This window comes from Pseudomonas sp. GD03875 (assembly GCF_029840585.1).
Lineage (GTDB): Bacteria > Pseudomonadota > Gammaproteobacteria > Pseudomonadales > Pseudomonadaceae > Aquipseudomonas > Aquipseudomonas paralcaligenes.
This window is the reverse complement of sequence record NZ_JAOCCV010000021.1, coordinates 59049-78047: the sequence shown is the minus strand read 5'-3', so window position 1 is coordinate 78047 and position 18999 is coordinate 59049. Positions and strand designations below refer to the sequence as shown.

16 protein-coding genes and 1 tRNA gene are annotated in these 18999 nt (G+C 64.8%); 10 read left to right on the top strand and 7 right to left on the bottom strand.

The window, feature by feature from the left end:
- The first annotated feature begins 51 nt into the window (after positions 1-51).
- Both ettA and gdhA read left to right on the top strand, forming a co-directional pair.
- Complete coding sequence (gene ettA, locus N5D30_RS17860) at positions 52-1719, top strand: energy-dependent translational throttle protein EttA (protein ID WP_279910040.1); 1668 nt, start codon at positions 52-54, stop codon at positions 1717-1719.
- A gap of 199 nt (positions 1720-1918) precedes the next feature.
- Complete coding sequence (gene gdhA, locus N5D30_RS17855) at positions 1919-3256, top strand: NADP-specific glutamate dehydrogenase (RefSeq protein WP_279910038.1); 1338 nt, start codon at positions 1919-1921, stop codon at positions 3254-3256.
- A 193-nt stretch (positions 3257-3449) separates the two neighbouring features.
- On the opposite strand, the gene rtcA is transcribed toward gdhA, so the two are convergent.
- From rtcA to N5D30_RS17830, 5 genes are all read right to left on the bottom strand, one after another.
- Positions 3450-4472, bottom strand: coding sequence for an RNA 3'-terminal phosphate cyclase (gene rtcA / locus N5D30_RS17850; RefSeq protein WP_279910037.1), 1023 nt, complete (start codon positions 4470-4472; stop codon positions 3450-3452).
- A 32-nt stretch (positions 4473-4504) separates the two neighbouring features.
- Positions 4505-5296 carry a nucleotidyltransferase domain-containing protein gene (locus N5D30_RS17845; RefSeq protein WP_279910036.1) on the bottom strand — a complete coding sequence of 264 codons (792 nt, stop codon included), beginning with the start codon at positions 5294-5296 and terminating at the stop codon, positions 4505-4507.
- A gap of 52 nt (positions 5297-5348) precedes the next feature.
- The gene (locus N5D30_RS17840; RefSeq protein ID WP_279910047.1) at positions 5349-6575 is read right to left on the bottom strand and encodes an RtcB family protein; all 1227 of its coding nucleotides are present in this window, start codon (positions 6573-6575) and stop codon (positions 5349-5351) included.
- 247 nt (positions 6576-6822) lie between these two features.
- Positions 6823-6959: transfer RNA gene (locus N5D30_RS17835), tRNA-OTHER, on the bottom strand.
- Positions 6960-7256: 297 nt separating this feature from the next.
- Positions 7257-8807 (bottom strand): TROVE domain-containing protein, encoded by a 1551-nt coding sequence (locus N5D30_RS17830; RefSeq protein WP_279910035.1) that lies wholly within the window; start codon positions 8805-8807, stop codon positions 7257-7259.
- Positions 8808-9045: 238 nt separating this feature from the next.
- Between N5D30_RS17830 and rtcR the strand changes: the two genes are divergently transcribed.
- The 5 genes from rtcR (at position 9046) to N5D30_RS17805 (ending at position 15175) form a co-directional block, all read left to right on the top strand.
- Entirely contained in the window at positions 9046-10659 is a 1614-nt protein-coding gene (gene rtcR / locus N5D30_RS17825) for an RNA repair transcriptional activator RtcR (RefSeq protein WP_279910034.1), read from the top strand.
- 121 nt (positions 10660-10780) lie between these two features.
- On the top strand, positions 10781-13231 hold the full coding sequence (locus tag N5D30_RS17820) for an AAA family ATPase (RefSeq protein WP_279910033.1): 2451 nt from the start codon (positions 10781-10783) through the stop codon (positions 13229-13231).
- A 189-nt stretch (positions 13232-13420) separates the two neighbouring features.
- On the top strand, positions 13421-13762 hold the full coding sequence (locus N5D30_RS17815) for a hypothetical protein (RefSeq protein ID WP_279910032.1): 342 nt from the start codon (positions 13421-13423) through the stop codon (positions 13760-13762).
- A 180-nt stretch (positions 13763-13942) separates the two neighbouring features.
- Positions 13943-14434: a TIGR00645 family protein gene (locus tag N5D30_RS17810; RefSeq protein ID WP_279910030.1), complete on the top strand. Its 492-nt coding sequence runs from the start codon at positions 13943-13945 to the stop codon at positions 14432-14434.
- Between the two features lie 111 nt (positions 14435-14545).
- On the top strand, positions 14546-15175 hold the full coding sequence (locus tag N5D30_RS17805; RefSeq protein ID WP_220814565.1) for an FKBP-type peptidyl-prolyl cis-trans isomerase: 630 nt from the start codon (positions 14546-14548) through the stop codon (positions 15173-15175).
- Positions 15176-15309: 134 nt separating this feature from the next.
- Here N5D30_RS17805 and N5D30_RS17800 read toward each other — a convergent pair whose 3' ends face one another.
- Together N5D30_RS17800 and ispB are read right to left on the bottom strand one after the other, a co-directional pair.
- Entirely contained in the window at positions 15310-15552 is a 243-nt protein-coding gene (locus tag N5D30_RS17800; protein WP_220814564.1) for a hypothetical protein, read from the bottom strand.
- A 240-nt stretch (positions 15553-15792) separates the two neighbouring features.
- Positions 15793-16761, bottom strand: a complete 969-nt coding sequence (gene ispB, locus N5D30_RS17795; protein WP_220814563.1) for an octaprenyl diphosphate synthase — start codon at positions 16759-16761, stop codon at positions 15793-15795.
- A gap of 304 nt (positions 16762-17065) precedes the next feature.
- On the opposite strand from ispB, the gene rplU reads away from it, so the two are divergent.
- The 3 genes from rplU (at position 17066) to cgtA (ending at position 18990) form a co-directional block, all read left to right on the top strand.
- Entirely contained in the window at positions 17066-17377 is a 312-nt protein-coding gene (rplU, locus tag N5D30_RS17790; RefSeq protein ID WP_043308929.1) for a 50S ribosomal protein L21, read from the top strand.
- Positions 17378-17401: 24 nt separating this feature from the next.
- Positions 17402-17659, top strand: coding sequence for a 50S ribosomal protein L27 (gene rpmA, locus N5D30_RS17785; protein ID WP_043308927.1), 258 nt, complete (start codon positions 17402-17404; stop codon positions 17657-17659).
- 107 nt (positions 17660-17766) lie between these two features.
- Positions 17767-18990: an Obg family GTPase CgtA gene (cgtA, locus tag N5D30_RS17780; protein WP_279910029.1), complete on the top strand. Its 1224-nt coding sequence runs from the start codon at positions 17767-17769 to the stop codon at positions 18988-18990.
- The last annotated feature ends 9 nt before the right edge of the window (positions 18991-18999 follow it).

Here is an 18999-nt window from a genome sequence, read left to right as displayed (position 1 = left end):
GGGGGCGCGGTTTCCTTTTCATTCCCAGTTTACGCAGAACCAAGGTCAGCCATGGCTCAGTACGTCTATACCATGCATCGGGTCAGCAAGGTCGTGCCCCCGAAGCGCGAAATCCTCAAGGACATCTCCCTGTCGTTCTTCCCCGGCGCCAAGATCGGCGTGCTCGGCCTGAACGGCGCCGGCAAGTCCACCCTGCTGCGCATCATGGCCGGGGTCGACACCGAGATCGGCGGCGAGGCCCGTCCGATGCCGGGCATCAAGGTCGGCTACCTGCCGCAGGAGCCGCAGCTCGACCCGGCCAAGACCGTGCGCGAGATCGTCGAGGAGGCCGTGGGCGAGATCAAGCAGGCCCAGGCCCGTCTGGATGAAGTGTATGCCGCCTACGCCGAGCCGGATGCCGACTTCGACGCACTGGCCGCCGAGCAGGCCAAGCTGGAGGCCATCCTCCAGGCCAGCGACGGCCACAACCTGGAGCGCCAGCTGGAAGTCGCCGCCGACGCCCTGCGCCTGCCGCCGTGGGAGGCGAAGATCGAGCACCTGTCCGGTGGCGAGAAGCGCCGCGTGGCCCTGTGCCGCCTGCTGCTGTCGGCCCCCGACATGCTGCTGCTGGACGAACCGACCAACCACCTGGACGCCGACTCCGTCGCCTGGCTGGAACGCTTCCTCCACGACTTCCCGGGCACCGTGGTGGCGATCACCCACGACCGCTACTTCCTCGACAATGTCGCTGGCTGGATTCTCGAACTGGACCGTGGCCACGGCATCCCCTATGAGGGCAATTACTCCGGCTGGCTGGAGTCGAAGTCCAACCGCCTGGCCCAGGAAGCCAAGCAGGAGGCATCCCACGCCAAGGCGATGAAGGCCGAGCTGGAATGGGTGCGCCAGGGCGCCAAGGCCCGCCAGTCCAAGTCCAAGGCCCGCCTGCAGCGCTTCGAGGAAATGCAGTCCCAGGAATTCCAGAAGCGCAGCGAGACCAACGAGATCTACATCCCGGCCGGTCCGCGCCTGGGCGACAAGGTCATCGAGCTGAACAACGTCAGCAAGGGCTACGGTGATCGCGTGCTGATCGACAACCTGTCGCTCAGCATCCCCAAGGGCGCCATCGTCGGCGTGATCGGCGGCAACGGCGCGGGCAAGTCGACCCTGTTCCGCATGATCACCGGCAAGGAGCAGCCGGACTCCGGCACCATCGAGATCGGCGACACCGTGCAGATCGCCAGCGTCGACCAGAGCCGCGACAGCCTGGACGGCGGCAAGACCGTGTGGGAGCAGGTCTCCGACGGTCTCGACATGATCAAGGTCGGCAACTACGAGGTGCCGTCGCGTGGCTACGTCGGGCGCTTCAACTTCAAGGGCGCCGACCAGCAGAAGTTCGTCAAGGACCTCTCCGGCGGTGAACGCGGCCGCCTGCACCTGGCGCTGACCCTGAAGCAGGGCGGCAACGTGCTGCTGCTCGACGAACCGTCCAACGACCTCGACGTGGAAACCCTGCGCGCCCTGGAAGAGGCGCTGCTGGACTTCCCCGGCGCCGCCATCGTGATCAGCCACGACCGCTGGTTCCTGGACCGTATCGCCACCCACATCCTCTCCTACGAGGACGATGGCCAGGTGTACTTCTTCGAGGGCAACTACACCGAGTTCGAGGCCGACCGCAAGAAACGCCTCGGCGAGGCCGCTGCCCAGCCGCATCGGGTTCGCCACAAGAAGCTGGCGCAGTGATGTGCCCGTCTGGTGCGTATCCGCACCAATGACGTGCATGAAGACGGGGCCGGATGGCCCCGTTTTTTCATGGTTTTTCCAGTTGCTTTTACAGAAATGCACCAAATAGATTCATAAAAGCGCCATTTTGTTCTTTATTGGTGCTCTCGCGATTGCTAGAGTCTCGCCCCCTGAAATATCGAATCAGTGCGGGTGCCTCATGATCCAGTCCGTCGACAGCTTTCTCGCGCGCCTCAAGCAGCGCGATCCCGACCAGCCCGAGTTCCACCAGGCGGTGGAAGAGGTGCTGCGCTCCCTCTGGCCTTTCCTCGAAGCCAACCCCCACTACGTGGAAGCCGGCATCGTCGAGCGCATCGTTGAGCCCGAGCGGGCCATCCTGTTCCGCGTGCCGTGGGTCGACGACAAGGGGCGGGTCCATGTCAACCGCGGCTTCCGCGTACAGATGAGCAGCGCCATCGGCCCGTACAAGGGCGGCCTGCGCTTCCACCCGTCGGTCAACCTGGGCGTGCTCAAGTTCCTCGCCTTCGAGCAGGTGTTCAAGAACTCGCTGACCTCCCTGCCCATGGGCGGCGGCAAGGGCGGCTCGGACTTCGATCCGAAGGGCCGCAGCGACGGCGAAGTGATGCGCTTCTGCCAGTCCTTCATGAGCGAGCTGTACCGCCACGTCGGCGCGGACCTCGACGTGCCGGCCGGCGACATCGGCGTCGGCGCGCGCGAGATCGGCTACCTGTTCGGCCAGTACAAGCGCCTGGCCAACGAATTCACCTCGGTGCTGACCGGCAAGGGCCTGACCTACGGCGGCAGCCTGATCCGCCCGGAAGCCACCGGCTACGGCTGCGTGTACTTCGCCGAGGAAATGCTCAAGCGGAAGGGCGAGGGTTTCGACGGCAAGCGCGTGACTGTCTCCGGCTCGGGCAACGTCGCCCAGTACGCGGCGCAGAAGGTCATGGAGCTGGGCGGCAAGGTCATCTCCCTGTCCGACTCCGAGGGCACCCTGTTCGCCGAGGAAGGCCTCACCGAAGAACAGTGGCAGTACCTGATGGACCTGAAGAACGTGCGCCGCGGCCGCATCAGCGAGATGGCCGAGCACTTCGGCCTGCGCTTCCTCACCGGCCAGCGCCCGTGGGGCCTGGCATGCGACATCGCGCTGCCCTGCGCCACCCAGAACGAGCTGGACGCCGAGGACGCACGCACGTTGCTGAGCAACGGCTGCATCTGCGTCGCCGAAGGCGCCAACATGCCGTCGACCCTGGAAGCCGTCGACCTGTTCATCGAGGCCGGCATCCTCTACGCCCCGGGCAAGGCCTCCAACGCCGGCGGCGTGGCCACCAGCGGCCTGGAAATGAGCCAGAACGCCATGCGCCTGCACTGGAGTGCCGGCGAAGTGGACCAGCGCCTGCACGGCATCATGCAGAACATCCACCACGCCTGCGTGCACCACGGCGAGGAAAACGGCCGGATCAACTACGTGAAGGGCGCCAACATCGCCGGCTTCGTGAAAGTCGCCGACGCCATGCTGGCCCAGGGCGTGGTCTGACCTCCCCTGTCGTATCCGAAGGCCGCCATCTGGCGGCCTTTTTCATGGCTTAGTTACGTGCTGGTGGCGCAATCCCGCTTTGTGGGAGCGGCTGGCGGCATCCCGATTGGCCGCGAAATCGCGGATAAATCCTCTCCCACAAGGTGTGCAACAACTCACGTGGACAGAGCCTTTTTCAGGGGCGACGGAAGGCTCAGGCGCTCAGTTCGATGAGCAACGCCCCGCGACGGGGCTCGTTGCAACGGACGACCACGGGCAGGAAACGCTGCAGCACCTCGAGATTGCTCGCCAGATGCTCCGTCATCCGCGGCGTGGTGAAGCTGCCGCCACCGGCCAGCGCCATGGGCAGCAGCAACTGGTCGGCCAGGTGTTCCGCCACCGCGGTGCCGCTCTGCAGCCACTCGCGTGCCTGGTCGATGGCGCTGTCGGCTACCCGCTCGGCGCGTATGCCGTTCTGGCCGAAGGCGCTGAAGATTTCCGTCACCTGCTCGCAGACGATCTCCAGCAATAGCGCGTTGCCCGGTCCTTCCTCCTGTTCCAGCCAGACGAATCGCAGGCCCTCATCCGGCCACTTGAGGCGTTTCATGACCCGGGCAAGCTCGCGCTCGCCGACATGCCCCGGAATACCGGCGAGCAGGGCGCTGGCTCCCTGCCGCAATACCGCTCCTGGCTCGAGCAGGTGCAGGGGCGAAAGGAGGGACGGCTCGACCTGGGACGAGATCACCCCGCCTCCGGCCGGTGCGAAACCATGACGGAGCAACTGCATGTCGACCTTGGCGCCCATGCGCCGCAGGAGCGGCAACCAGGCGCGCATTAGGAAGTCCGCCGGTGGCGCCAGCGGATTGTGAGTGCCGCCGCTGATGTGCAGTGTGCTCGGCGCATCGGCTCGCAACAGGACGGGCAGCAGCGTCTGCAGCACCAGGGTGCAGCTGCCGGCGCTGCCGATGGCGAACCGATAGTCGCCGCCGCGAATGGCGCCGGGGCTGAAGCTCAGCCGCTGCGACCCCAGTTCCGCGCCCTCGACTTCGGCCGAGCAGACCTGCGCCGCCGCCTGCACGGCGGTCAGGTGTTGACGCAGCAGGCCGGGGCGGCTGCGCCTGGCGCGAATATTGTGGATGGAGAACGGCTGGCCGCTGAGCATCGACAGGCTCAGCGCGCTGCGCAGTACCTGGCCTCCGCCGATGGCGCCGTCCAGTTCGAGGATGTCCTTGTTCATTTCTGTTCCCTATCTCGGCGGTGAGCCGAGTTTCATCGCGCGTAGTGCTTGACCAATTCGCGCAAGTAATCATCGAGCAGGTTGCTGTCCGCTTTTGTACGGGGCAACGTTGGTATGGGGCGCTCCAGCTGCCTCTCGATAAAGTCATGCAGTGCCAGGCGCCTCGGACCATAGGCCGACTCGTCGGCACCACGCTTGAGTGCCAGCAGCTCATCGACTTCTGCAAGCAGTGAGGGCTCACCCACCGTCTGCAGCAGTTCGGCGAATGTCATCGGCGGTCGGCCCCGTTCCTGGTCGATCCACAGTACGGCGAGTAAAGGGCGCAGCACGTAGAAGTACTTCTTGAAGCGCACGGATTCGCCCTGCAGGTAGCCGCGGAAGTTTTTCCTGGCCATCGACAGGTAATGGTTGCGTGCCGCTGGCGGGCTGTAGAACAGTTCGGCCAGTTCGCGCAGTCGTGCTGTCGCTTCGTCTTCCTGGCGATACACCAGCGGAGAGTCGAGCCATTCCAGCAGCGTCGGGTTGGATTTGCGAAGCAGGCCGAGCGTCTTGCGCAGCTCCCAACCGCTGACATCCAGTTCGTCGTCCAGCGGGCGCTCGATCACGTCGCGTGGCTCATTCACCTGAACGAACCAGTCCGGCTTTTCCACGTAAACGAAGCGCACGTCGTAGTCGCTATTGGTCGAGGCGAAACCCCAGGCTCGGCTGCCGGACTCGCAGGCATAGAGCACCTTGACGTTGCACTCGCGCTCTATTCGTTCGAGTTCCTCCAGTACCCGTGCACGCATGGCGTCGCTGAGCGGGTGGCGCTGTTCATGATTCATCTTGCAGTTCCTTCTAGCGGGGCAGGCGGCACTGCTGGCTCGCCTGGTTCGCTCAGCCTTTCACGCATACCACCTGTCGCAGGGTATGCACGACTTCTACCAGCTCGCGCTGGGCTTCCATGACATGGTCGATGTCCTTGTAGGCCATCGGGATTTCGTCGATCACGTCGGCGTCCTTTCGGCATTCGACATGGGCCGTGGCGCGAATCTGGTCGTCCACGGTGAACAGCTTCTTGGCCTTGGTCCGGCTCATGGTCCGACCGGCACCGTGGCTGCAGGAGCAGAACGCCTCCTCGTTGCCCAGGCCGCGGACGATGAAGCTCTTGGCGCCCATCGAGCCGGGGATGATCCCCAGTTCGCCTTTCTTCGCCGATACCGCGCCTTTTCGGGTCACCAGTACCTCTTCGCCGAAATGCCGTTCCTTCTGCACGTAGTTGTGGTGGCAGTTCACCGCCTCCAGGGCCACGTCGAACGGCTTGGCGATCATCCCGCGTGCGGCGGCGATCACCGCGTGCATCATCAGTGCGCGGTTCTGCTTGGCGAAGTCCTGGGCCCAGCCCACCGCTTCCACGTAGTCGGCGAAGTGCCGGCTGCCTTCCTCGAAGTACGCCAGGTCGCGATCCGGCAGGTTGGCGATGTGCTGGCGCATATCGGCCTGGGCCAGCTCGATGAACAGATTGCCGATGGCGTTACCCACGCCGCGCGAGCCGCTGTGCAGCATGAACCAGACGCGGTTGGCCTCGTCCAGGCAGACTTCTATGAAATGGTTGCCGGTGCCCAGGGTTCCCAGGTGCTTGCGGTTGTTGGTATTGGCGAGCCTCGGGTATTTGTCGGTGATCGCCTTGAAGCGCTCGCTCAGGGCCGACCAGGCCTGGTCGGTCATTTCCGGCACGTTTTCCCAGGCGCCTTTGTCGCGAGCGCCACGACCGGAGGTTCGTCCGTGCGGCACGGCCTTCTCGATGGCGGCGCGCAGCCCTGCCAGGTTATCCGGCAGGTCGTGGGCCATCAGCGAGGTACGCGCGGCGATCATCCCGCAGCCGATATCCACTCCGACCGCGGCCGGGATGATGGCGCCGACCGTGGGGATCACGCTGCCGATGGTCGAGCCCTTGCCCAGGTGCACGTCCGGCATCACCGCCAGGTGCTTGAAGATGAAGGGCATCTTCGCGGTGTTCATCAGTTGCTGTTTGGCGTCTTCCTCGACCGGAACGCCTTGGGTCCACAGCTTGATCGGCTTGCCGTTGGCGACTTCCAGCAGGTTGTAGGTCTTGGTTTGCATCGTCATTCACTCGTATCCGTGCTGGCCGTGCCAGCCTGTTCTCATTGCGGCGACAATTCGTGGCGAAACATGCGCAGTGCTCTATCCGCTGAGCTACAGCCTTGCGGCTGACGGGAGTCGAACCCGCGACCTTTGCGTTCTGTAGTTCCACCGGCATTCGCCGGGTCGATCGAAAAAGGGTGGAGGCAGGGCCTCCGTGCAGCGACGAGGTGACAGGCACATCTGCTCTACCGACTGAGCTACCCGCTGCCGGGGCGGGATTCGAACCCGCGACACGATGTAGTGCCTGTGGCATTCGCTGCCGGCCCGCCGTGGCGGGCCTGAAAAAGATGCGACGACAAGGGTGGTGAAACGTATTTTCGTGTTCTGCCATTGAACTACGGCCCCCCAGTGATGGAGCCGACGGGATTCGAACCCGCATCTCGACCGTGGAAGGGTGTAGTTCCACCGGCATTCGTCGCAAAACCGTGAATCAGGTGGCACGACAAAATGAGTGGCTGTTCCGTGTTGCCACGGGCGGGAATCGAACCCACTTAACCGATGTACAGCCACTGGCATTCGTGCCTTCGCTCGTGCTCGACAGGGGAGTGATGAGACGTCTTGGATGTAGTCCCATCGGCATTCGAACGCGCTCGAAATCGTTGATCTTTTGCCCCCGACCCCAATTGGTCGGGGGCTTTCTCATATCTCCATCTTCTCGATGGCGTCGACCCAGTGGCCGGTGCCGAAAGTGCCGCTGGCGAACTGCGCCACCACGTCGAACACCGCGTCGCTGAAGCCGCCGACATTCAGGATGTCCGCGCGGTCCGCGGCCTGCGTGGTGCCATGTGGCTGCAGGTCGATGCAGATCAGCCGCGCCTGCGGGTTGAGCCGCTTGATCCGCGCCCACTGGCGCAGGGTTTCCGTGGCGCCATGGCGGCGGGCGTCGATCCAGGATTCGTTGTCGGAAACCAGGATCAGCGTGTCCACCTTGGCCTTGGCGTCCGCCAGTTGCTTCAGCGGGGCGGAACAGCTGGTCCCGCCGCCGCCGATTGCTGCCAGCTTCTGCGCGTTGCTCATCACGCTGTCACGCGGGTTGAGCGCCACCTTCACCACACTGTTCTCGAACGGCAGTATGCGGGCCTGCGGCTGCTTGCGCAGGATCGCCGCCGCCACCAGCGCAGCCACATCGATGCAGCGCACCGCCGTGGTCGCGCCCTGGCGATAACCCGTGACCGGGCTGTGCATCGAGCCGGACACGTCCGGGCATACCACCACGTTGCCGGTCAGCGCCGGCACGTTGGCCAGCGACAGCTCCAGGGCATCCTGCAGCGCCTCTCGCACCGCCGGCGGTATGCCTTCACCGGTCATCCGGTAGGCGGCCAGCAACTGGTACGGGTAAACCCGCGCCTTGGCCACCGCTTCGGCATCGGCCAGGCGTGCCGCTACCGCCTCGGTGCAACCCTCGACCGCGAACGCGCCGTGGCGCGCCAGGGTGTTGAGGTTCATGCGCAGTGCCTGCCAGCCCATCCGGCCCGCCAGCTCGGCCCATTGCACCGGGCTCAGTGTCTCGTTGCCGAGCAGCTGGAACGGCACGTCCGGCAGCTCGCTGCTCGCACCGCTGCGAAACGCCAGCAGGGCGCGGGTCAGCGGCGGCAGGGCGGCGGCATCCACCGGCTTGCCGATCAGCCAGGCGAAGAAGGCTTCGCGCCAGGCCTCGGCCGGTTTGGGATGAGCCATCTTCACCACGTCCGCCAGGGACGGCTGGTTGCCGATCGCGGCCTGCAGCAGCTGGCGTTCGCTGGCCGTGTTCAGCCACGTCTGCACCAGGCGCTTGGGCTGCGAGCCGAGGGACTTACGCCCGGTCACGCCGCTACGCAGGATCTGCACGAAGGTGCGCAGCATCTTGCCGTTGTCCACCACCTGACCGAACAGCGCCGACACCAGGCTCGAACGCTGCGCCGCCAGGGCGGCCAGCAACAGGGCGGGCATGTCTTTCATGTGGCCTTTCCTGCGAGCGTACAGCGCGGCCTTGGCCACGTAGCGGGCGTCCAGTTCGGCGACCAGCTTCAGCACTTCGGCCAGTTGGGTTTCGGCGTCGGCATAGAAGGTCTGGTTCAGGCAACCGGTTACCGCCATCTGCGCCAGCTTGTGCCTGGGTTTGTAGGCGTAGGCCGGAGCCTGCTGGCTGTTCAGCGCATCGCAGGCAGGCAGTTGGGCGTCTCGGGTGTTGAACAATGTGAAGTTGGCCATCTTGGCATCTCGCTCTGTTGTCCTTGCTTGCCAGAACTATTGCAGTGGCTGTGCCAGGTTTGGCTTTGCGAGTCTTAAAATATTTCAACTAATTGAATTTAAAAGAATAAATTTATAGATACGGTGGGATTAACGCCTGTGGCTGGGGACAAGTATCTGATTTTTTATAGATTTATGGATATTAATTTATCCTTATAGATAAGATTGGTTGCGCCCATTAACGGAAACCGAGAGGCAGATGAACATTTCACGCAAGCGTACCGTCGCCATCGGCTTCCTCGGCTCCACTCTCGATCGCGTGGGCAAGGGTGCCAACCGCTGGGGAAAGTGGCGACCAAGCATCGGCCTGTGCCAGCAGGCGGACCTGCTGATCGACAGGCTGGAGCTGATCCATGGCGTGGATGCCCGCGACGTCAGCCTGGCCGAGCGTATCCGCGCCGATATCGAGCAGGTCTCGCCGGAAACCGAGGTGCGCCTGCAGCCGATGCGGTTGCGCGATCCCTGGGATTTCGAAGAGGTCTATGGCGCGCTGCATGACTTCACCAGCGCCTACGCCTTCGATACTGAGCGTGAGGACTATCTGGTGCACATCACGACCGGCACCCACGTGGCGCAGATCTGTTGGTTCCTGCTTACCGAGGCGCGCTACCTGCCGGCGCGACTGGTGCAGACATCGCCGGCGCGTCGACGCGATGAAGAGGCCCAGGTCACCGGCACTCACGCGCTGATCGACCTCGACCTGTCGCGTTACGACCGCATCGCGACCCGTTTCCAGCACGAGCGCCTGGAAGGGCTGGCCTTCCTCAAGTCCGGCATCGCCACGCGCAATGCGGCCTTCAACCGCTCCATCGAGCAGATCGAGCGGGTGGCGGTGCGCTCGACGGCGCCGATGCTGCTGATCGGCCCGACCGGCGCCGGCAAGTCCTTCCTCGCTCGCCGCGTGTACGAGCTAAAGCGCAGCCGACACCAGGTCGATGGCCGTTTCGTCGAGGTCAACTGCGCGACCTTGCGCGGCGATGGCGCCATGTCGGCGCTGTTCGGCCATATCAAGGGTGCCTTCACCGGTGCGCAGAACGCCCGTGACGGCCTGCTGCGAGCAGCCGATGGAGGCATGCTGTTTCTCGACGAGATAGGCGAGCTGGGGCTCGACGAGCAGGCCATGCTGCTCAAGGCCATCGAAGAGAAGCGCTTCTTCCCGCTCGGTTCGGACAAGGAGGTGGCCAGCGATTTCCTGCTGATCGCCGGCACCCACCGCGACCTGCGGGCGCGCGTCGCCGAGGGGCTGTTCCGCGAGGACCTCTACGCGCGGATCAACCTGTGGACATTCGACCTGCCCGGGCTTGCCGGGCGCCGCGAGGACATCGAGCCGAACATCGACTTCGAACTGGAGCGTCATGCGCGCGAGCAGGGGCGACTGGTCCGCTTCAACCTGGAGGCGCGTCGCCGCTACCTAGCCTTCGCCACCTCCGGCGAGGCGGCGTGGCAGGGCAACTTCCGCGAGCTGTCCGCCTCGATCACGCGCATGGCGACCCTGGCGGACAGCGGGCGGATCGACGAGGCTCAGGTCGAGGAAGAGATCGCCCGGCTGCGCCACGCCTGGGGACTGGAGGTGCGGCCGGATGACTTGCAGGCGGTGCTGGGCGAGCGGGTGGCCGACATCGATCTGTTCGACCGTCTGCAGTTGAAGGCGGTGGTTGCGGTCTGCCGCGAAAGCGCCAGCCTGTCCGAGGCGGGGCGGTGCCTGTTCGGGGTGTCTCGCCAGGCGAAGGCCAAGGCCAACGATGCCGATCGCCTGCGCAAGTACCTGGCGCGTTTCGACCTGGGTTGGGCGCAGGTGCGCGGCAGCGCCTGAGTAGTGTTGGCTGCGTCTCGTGCCTCAGAGGATGCGCTCCGACTACCGCCTTGCCAGCGGCGCCGGGGCGGCGCCAGAATGGTCCCATCTTGCGGCTAGCCCGCTTCGACAAGGACTTCCGATGCCCGAATCCTTCGCTGCCAGCCTGCGCCTGGCGCCCGATGCCCTGACCCGCCCCTGCGCCCCCGACCAGTTCAACTTCACCACCACCGACGATCTCGAACCCTTCCGTGGCGTGCTCGGCCAGGAGCGCGCCGTCGAGGCGCTGCAGTTTGGCGTGGCGATGCCGCGCCCTGGCTACAACGTGTACGTGATGGGCGAGCCGGGCACCGGCCGCTTCTCCTTCGTGCAGCGTTACCTCAAGGCCGAGGCCAAGCGCCAGGCCACGCCGGACGACCGGGTCTACGTCAACAACTTCGACGAGCCGCGCGAGCCGCGCGCGCTGGAGCTGCCGCCCGGCACCGCCGCGGAGTTCACCGCCGATGTGGGCCATCTGATCGACAATCTGCTGGCGACCTTCCCCGCAGTGTTCGAGACGCCCACCTACCAGCAGAAGAAGGGTGCCATCGACCGCATCTTCAACCAGCGCTACGACAAGGCGCTGGACCTGATCGAGAAGCTCGCGCTGGAGAAGGATGTCGCCCTTTACCGCGACAGTTCGAACATCGCCTTCACGCCGATGAAGGACGGCAAGGCGCTGGACGAAGCGGAATTCGCCCAGTTGCCGGAAGCCGAGCGCGAGCGCTTCCATGAGGACATCGCCGTGCTGGAAGAGCGCCTCAACGAGGAGCTGGCCAGCCTGCCTCAGTGGAAGCGCGAGAGCAGCAACCAGCTGCGCCAGCTCAACGAGGAAACCATCACCCTGGCCCTGCAGCCGCTGCTCGCGCCGCTCTCGGAGAAATACGCGGAGAACACCGGCGTCTGCGCCTACCTGCAGGCGGTGCAGGTCAACCTGCTGCGCACGGTGGTCGACCAGTTGCTGGACGACAAGCCCGACGTCCAGCGCCGCGAGATGCTGGAGGAGCAGTACTGCCCCAGCCTGGTAGTCGATCATCACGCCGACGGCGGCGCCCCGGTGGTGTTCGAATCGCACCCGACCTACGACAACCTGTTCGGCCGCATCGAGTACAGCACCGACCAGGGCGCGCTCTACACCAGCTACCGCCAGCTGCGCCCGGGTGCCCTGCACCGCGCCAATGGCGGCTACCTGATCGTGGAGGCGGAAAAGCTGCTCGGCGAGCCCTTCGTCTGGGACGCGCTCAAGCGCGCGCTGCATTCGCGCCAGCTGAAGATGGAGTCGCCGCTCGGCGACATGGGGCGCATCGCCACCGTGACCTTGACGCCCCAGGTCATTCCGCTGCAGCTCAAGGTCATCATCATCGGCTCGCGCCAGCTCTACTACGCGCTGCAGGACCTGGATTCCGACTTCCAGGAGATGTTCCGCGTGCTGGTGGACTTCGACGAGGAGATCCCGGTCGCCGACGACAGCCTCGAACAGTTCGCCCAGCTGCTCAAGACCCGCACCTCGGAAGAGGGCATGGCGCCGCTGAGCGCCGCCGCCGTGGCGCGCCTGGCCACCTACAGCGCGCGCCTGGCCGAGCACCAGGGGCGTTTGTCGGCGCGCATCGGCGACCTGTTCCAGCTGGTCAGCGAGGCCGACTTCGTGCGCCAGCTGGCCGGTGATGCGGTGACCGATGTCGGCCATATCGAGCGGGCGCTGAAGGCCAAGTCCGACCGCACCGGGCGCGTGTCGGCGCGGATCATCGACGACATGCTGGCCGGCATCATCCTGATCGACACCGCCGGCGAGGCCATCGGCAAGTGCAACGGGCTGACCGTGCTGGAAGTCGGCGACTCCGCCTTCGGCGTGCCGGCGCGGATTTCCGCCACGGTCTACCCGGGCGGCTCGGGCATCGTCGACATCGAGCGCGAGGTCAGCCTGGGGCAGCCGATCCACTCCAAGGGCGTGATGATCGTCACCGGCTTCCTCGGCAGCCGCTATGCCCAGGAATTCCCCCTGGAGATTTCTGCCAGCATCGCGCTGGAGCAGTCCTACGGTTATGTCGACGGTGACAGCGCCTCCCTCGGTGAGGTCTGCACCCTGATCTCGGCCCTGTCGCGCACGCCACTCAAGCAGTGCTTCGCGATCACCGGCTCGATCAACCAGTTCGGCGAGGTGCAGGCGGTCGGCGGTGTCAACGAGAAGATCGAAGGCTTCTTCCGCCTGTGTGAGGCGCGTGGCCTGACCGGCGAGCAGGGGGTGATCATCCCCCATTCCAACGTCAGCAACCTGATGCTCGACGAGCGCGTGCTGCAGGCGGTGCGCAACGGCCAGTTCAACGTCTATGCCGTGCGCCACGTCGACGAGGCCCTGGCCCTGCTGCTGGGTGAGCCGGCGGGCGCGCCGGACGAGAAGGGGCGCTTCCCCAAGGGCAGCGTCAACGCACGGGTGGTGGAGCGCCTGCGCAGCATCGCCGAGATGGGGATGGAAGAGGAAGAGAAGGACAAGGAGCCGAAGATCAAGGAAGTGAAGACCCGGGCCAAGCCGGCGGCGAAAGCGCCCAAGGAATGACGCTCGCGGTCACGCGACAACTGGTCAGTCTCTGCCCATTCCGGCGGCGCCCTCGGCGGGCGTCGCTGTGACGGCTTTTCCCAGGCGCCGTCCACAGAGTTATCCACAGTCTGCGGGGATAACTTTCACCTTTCCGAAGCGGTGTGGCGGGGTGTAGGCTGAATGCCAGACCTCGCGAGGATCGCCGCCATGCCGCGCAGCCTCTGCCTCACCCGTCAGTGCCTGGGCCTGACCACCCGTATCGAGTGCGAGATCCGTCCGCTGGCCGGCGGGCGTGGCTTGTGGACGCTGCTGTGCGCGGCCGGCATGTCGGGGGCGCAGCCCTCGGCGATCAAGGCGCAAGGCCCATTCCACGGGCCTTTCGTCGCAGAGAGGGTGCTCGATTCGATTGCCGATTGCCTGGCCGTTCAAGGCTATGAGCCCTGTACGGATGAGCCCATCTGGCGCCTGCATCTGCTGGCGGAGCTGCGCAGGTTGAATGGCGCATGCCCAGGCCCGGCCGGCATCTGTCAGTTTCACCCGGAGAGCTGAGCGCTTTTTGCCCAATCCGTACGGGACTCCCGCTGCGCCGGGGATACGGCAATCCTTCCTGCCTCTGCCCACAAGGTTATCCACAGCAGACGGGGATAACCTCTCGGCGACGCGGGTGCCTTGCCCGCCATGGCTGGCTGGGTATACTCGCCGCCTGTTTTTTCCACTCGGCGAGTCAACATGGAACGCTTTATTGAAAACGCGATGTACGCCTCGCGCTGGCTGCTGGCGCCTATCTACTTCGGCCTGTCGCTGGGACTGCTGGCGCTGGCGCTGAAGTTCTTCCAGGAAGTCTTCCATATTCTGCCCAGCGTCTTCGCGATGGCGGAGGCCGAGCTGATCCTGGTGCTGCTGTCGCTGATCGACATGGCCCTGGTCGGCGGTCTGCTGGTGATGGTGATGATCTCCGGCTACGAGAACTTCGTGTCCCAGCTGGATATCGACGAGTCCAAGGAGAAGCTCAGCTGGCTGGGCAAAATGGACTCCAGCTCGCTGAAGATGAAGGTGGCGGCGTCCATCGTGGCGATCTCCTCGATCCACCTGCTGCGGGTGTTCATGGACGCGCGCAATTACGAGATTGATCACCTGAAGTGGTATGTGATCATCCACATGACCTTCGTCGCCTCGGCCTTCGCCATGGGCTATCTGGACAAGCTGACCAAGCACGATTGATCCCGCCTCGTGTCGCAACCGCCCGGCCGTCGCGAGATGCCCGGGCGGTTTCGTTTGCGGGTGGCTGTGCTAGTCTGGCCGACCTTTTTCGACCCCCAGCGGAGCCCGGCCATGTCCGACCTGAATCTTTCCAGCGAGCTTTCCACCGACGAAGGCCGTGTCAGCTACGGCATCGGCCGCCAACTGGGCGACCAGCTGCGCGACAACCCGCCGCCCGGCGCCAGCCTGGAGGCTATCGTCGCCGGCCTGCGCGACGCCTTCAACGGTCAGCCCAGCCAGGTCTCGCCCGAGGCGCTGAACGCCAGCTTCCGGGTGATCCGCGAAGTCATGCAGGCCGAGGCCGCCGCCAAGGCAGAGGCTGCTGCCGGTGCCGGGCGCGAGTATCTGGTCGAGAACGCCAAGCGTGAGGGCGTGACCGTGCTGGAGTCCGGCCTGCAGTACGAAGTGCTGGTGGCGGGTGAGGGTGCCAAACCGTCGCGCGAGGATCATGTGCGTACCCATTATCACGGCACCCTGATCGACGGCACCGTGTTCGACAGTTCCTATGATCGGGGCCAGCCGGCCGAATTTCCGGTCGGCGGCGTGATCGCCGGCTGGGTCGAGGCCCTGCAACTGATGAACGCCGGCAGCAAGTGGCGCCTGCACGTACCGAGCGAACTGGCCTACGGTGGCCAGGCTGTCGGCAGCATCCCGCCGCACAGTGTGCTGGTGTTTGACGTCGAGCTGCTCGACATCCTGTAAAAGGTGATGCCCGGACGGCCTTCCTGACCGATCCGGGCACCTGCGCGGGGCAATCGCTCCGCGCTATCCCGACACGCTCCCTGTGCCGGGTTGCCGACGAGACTGGCGGTCTGGCTGCGCCTCGTCAGCGTGGCTCAGTGCGGCTCGCTGTGGGGCCTGAGTGCTCGGGCGTAGCAGAACAGGAACAGGCCGCGCACCAGCTCCTTAAGCACGCCCGGTTCGCACGAACTGAGGCCGGCGAGGTCGAGGTCGCCCTGATCACGCAACTCGCCTATGGCTTCCTCTTCCAGCACGGCGCACACCTCGCCGGTCTCCCTGTTGAGGATGCGCAGATAGGGGTGGGGGCGATCCAGCCAGGCATCGATCAGATAGGTCATGGCTCATCTCCTTTGTCGTCCATTCAATGGATATGAGAATAATTCCTATTATCAAAATAGCAAGCTTCAATCGCGTCTTTTGTCGGGCACTCGACCGAACGGTCGCCGTGCACGCCGAGATCGGCTCACAAAAAATCGCCCGCAGCGATTCCTGACGTCTCTGCGGGTGATGGCCGAAGAGGATGGCTGGGCACAAAAAAGCCCGTCACAGGGACGGGCTCTTCATCGTGCGGCGCCGTGTCAGTGGGTGCGGGCGACGGCGAAGTGGCTCAGCTCGATCAGGGCGTCGCGGTAGGCGTTGTCCGGAAGGGCCTCCAGGCAGGCGATCGCCTTCTCGGCATGCTCGCGCGCCAGGCGGGCGGTGTAGTCCAGGGAGCCGGAGGCCTGCACGGCGGCACGGATGCTCTCCAGATCCTCGATGCCGCCCTTCTGGATGGCGGTGCGCACCAGGGCGGCCTGTTCGGCGCTGCCCTCGCGCATGGTGTAGATCAGCGGCAAGGTCGGCTTGCCCTCGGCCAGGTCGTCGCCGACGTTCTTGCCCAGGGTGGTGGCGTCGCCCTGGTAGTCGAGCAGATCGTCGACCAACTGGAAAGCGATGCCGAGGTGGTCGCCGAAGTGGCGCAGGGCCTCGCTCTGCGCCTCGCTCGCGCCGGCCAGGGCGGCGGCGCTGTGGGTCGAGGCCTCGAACAGCATGGCGGTCTTGCCGCGGATGACGTCCATGTAGGTCTCTTCGGTGGTGCTGGCGTCGCGCACCTTGGACAGCTGCAGCACCTCGCCTTCGGCGATCACCCGGGTGGCGCGGGAGAGGATGCGCATCACCGGCATGGAGCCGAGCTCGACCATCATCTCGAACGAGCGGGAATAGAGGAAGTCGCCGACCAGCACGCTCGGCGCGTTGCCCCACTGGGCGTTGGCGGTGGCGCGGCCGCGGCGCATGCCGGACATGTCGACCACGTCGTCGTGCAGCAGAGTGGCGGTATGCAGGAACTCGATGGTGGCGGCCAGCAAGCGCAGGTCGTCGGCCTGGTAGCCGAGCGCCTTGCCGCTGAGCAGCACCAGCAGCGGGCGCAGGCGCTTGCCGCCGGCGGAGATGATGTAGTCGCCGATCTTTTCCACCAGGGGCACATGGGACTTCAGCTGCTGGCGGATGATGCCGTCGACGGCGGTGAAATCGTCCGCGACCACGCTTTGGAAGGCCTGGGGTTGCATCAGTGACGGGAGCTCCTGGAACGGGGCCGGCTGCCTCGCGGGGCGGAGGGCGGCGAAATGGCGGGTCTGCCTGGGCAGACCGGGCTGCGCGGCATGCTAGGGGGCGGGGTAGGGGCTGTCAAGGCAAGGCCTGGCAGGGCTTGCCTCGCCTCCGGGCTTTCCGTACAATCGCGGCCCCAAACTTCTATGGGCACTCCCTGCCTTACGCAATTGCACGGGCGTCAGTTCCGGCCCCATGCAGCCATGCCGGCCAATAACTCTTCCTATAAAGAGTCGGGTGAGCAGGTTCAACGGAGAAAAATCCATGTACGCAGTAATTGTTACCGGTGGCAAGCAGTACAAAGTCGCCGAAGGCGAATTCCTCAAGGTCGAGAAACTGGAAGTCGCCACCGGCGAATCCGTGACTTTCGACCGCGTTCTGCTGGTTGGCAACGGTGACGACGTGAAAATCGGCGCTCCGGTGGTCGATGGTGCCAAGGTTGTCGCCGAGGTGGTCTCCCAGGGCCGTCACGACAAAGTGACCATCATCAAGTTCCGCCGTCGCAAGCACCACATGAAGCGTCAGGGCCACCGTCAGTGGTTCACCGAAATCAAGATCACCGGCATCCAGGCCTGATCCCCTTTTAGGAGGCTATGACTCATGGCACACAAAAAAGCTGGCGGTAGTACTCGTAACGGCCGCGATTCAGAAAGCAAACGCCTTGGCGTGAAGATGTACGGTGGCCAGGTCATCAAGGCCGGCAACATCATCGTGCGTCAGCGCGGCACCCAGTTCCACGCTGGCTACGGCGTTGGCATGGGCAAGGATCACACCCTGTTCGCGAAAGTCGACGGCGTGATCAAGTTCGACGTGAAGGGCGAGTTCAACCGCCGTTACGTGAGCATCGTGACCGCCTGAGGTCGCGCTTGCTGAAAAAGCCCTGTCTCGCGACGGGGCTTTTTTGTTTCTGTGTATCCTGTATTCCTGAGTTCACTGGCCCGCCGCTGCGGTGGGAGGCAACCCTAATGAAATTCGTCGACGAAGTTTCGATATTTGTAAAAGCCGGTGACGGCGGCAACGGCATGATGAGCTTCCGTCGAGAGAAGTTCATCGAAAAGGGTGGCCCCAACGGCGGCGACGGCGGTGACGGCGGCTCCGTGTTCATGGAGGCCGATCCGAACCTGAATACCCTGGTCGACTACCGCTATACCCGTCGCTTCAATGCGCGTAATGGCGAGAAGGGCGGCAGTACCGAATGCACGGGTGCCAAGGGCGAGGATCTGATCCTCCCGGTGCCGGTCGGTACCACGGTGATCGACGCGGCGACCCAGGAGATCATCGGTGACCTGACCAAGCCGGGCCAGCGCCTGATGGTGGCGCAGGGTGGCTGGCATGGTCTGGGCAACACCCGCTTCAAGTCCAGCACCAACCGTGCGCCGCGCCAGACCACGCCGGGCAAGCCGGGTGAGCAGCGCGACCTCAAGCTGGAGCTGAAGGTGCTGGCCGATGTCGGTCTGCTCGGCTTGCCGAACGCGGGCAAGAGCACCTTCATTCGTTCCGTGTCCGCGGCCAAGCCGAAGGTGGCCGACTATCCCTTCACCACCCTGGTGCCGAACCTGGGCGTGGTCAGTGTCGGTCGCTACAAGAGCTTCGTGATCGCCGATATCCCGGGGTTGATCGAGGGGGCCTCCGAAGGCGCCGGTCTGGGTATCCGTTTCCTCAAGCACCTGGCGCGTACCCATCTGTTGCTGCACCTGGTGGACATGGCGCCGCTGGATCAGAGTGATCCCGCCGAGGCCGCCGAAGTCATCATCAGCGAGCTGGAGAAATTCAGCCCGGCGCTGGCTGAGCGCGAGCGCTGGCTGGTGCTGAACAAGTGCGACCAGTTGCTCGACGATGAGCGCGAGGAGCGCATGCGGGCGGTGGTCGAGCGTCTCGACTGGAAGGGGCCGGTGTTCGTCATCTCCGCCCTGGAGAGCGAGGGTACCGAGGCGCTGAGCCAGGCGATCATGCGCTACATGGATGAGCGTGCCGTGCGCATCGCCGAAGAGCCGGCGTTTGCCGAGGAGCTGGCGGAGCTGGATCGCCGCATCGAGGACGAGGCGCGCGCCTGCCTGCAGGCGTTGGACGACAAGCGCGCGCTGCGTAAGGCGGGGCTGAAGAGCGTCGATGATGTAGGCGACGACGATGACTGGGATGACTTCGAGGATGACGAAGACGGTCCCGAGATCATTTACGTCCGGGACTGACAATGGGTA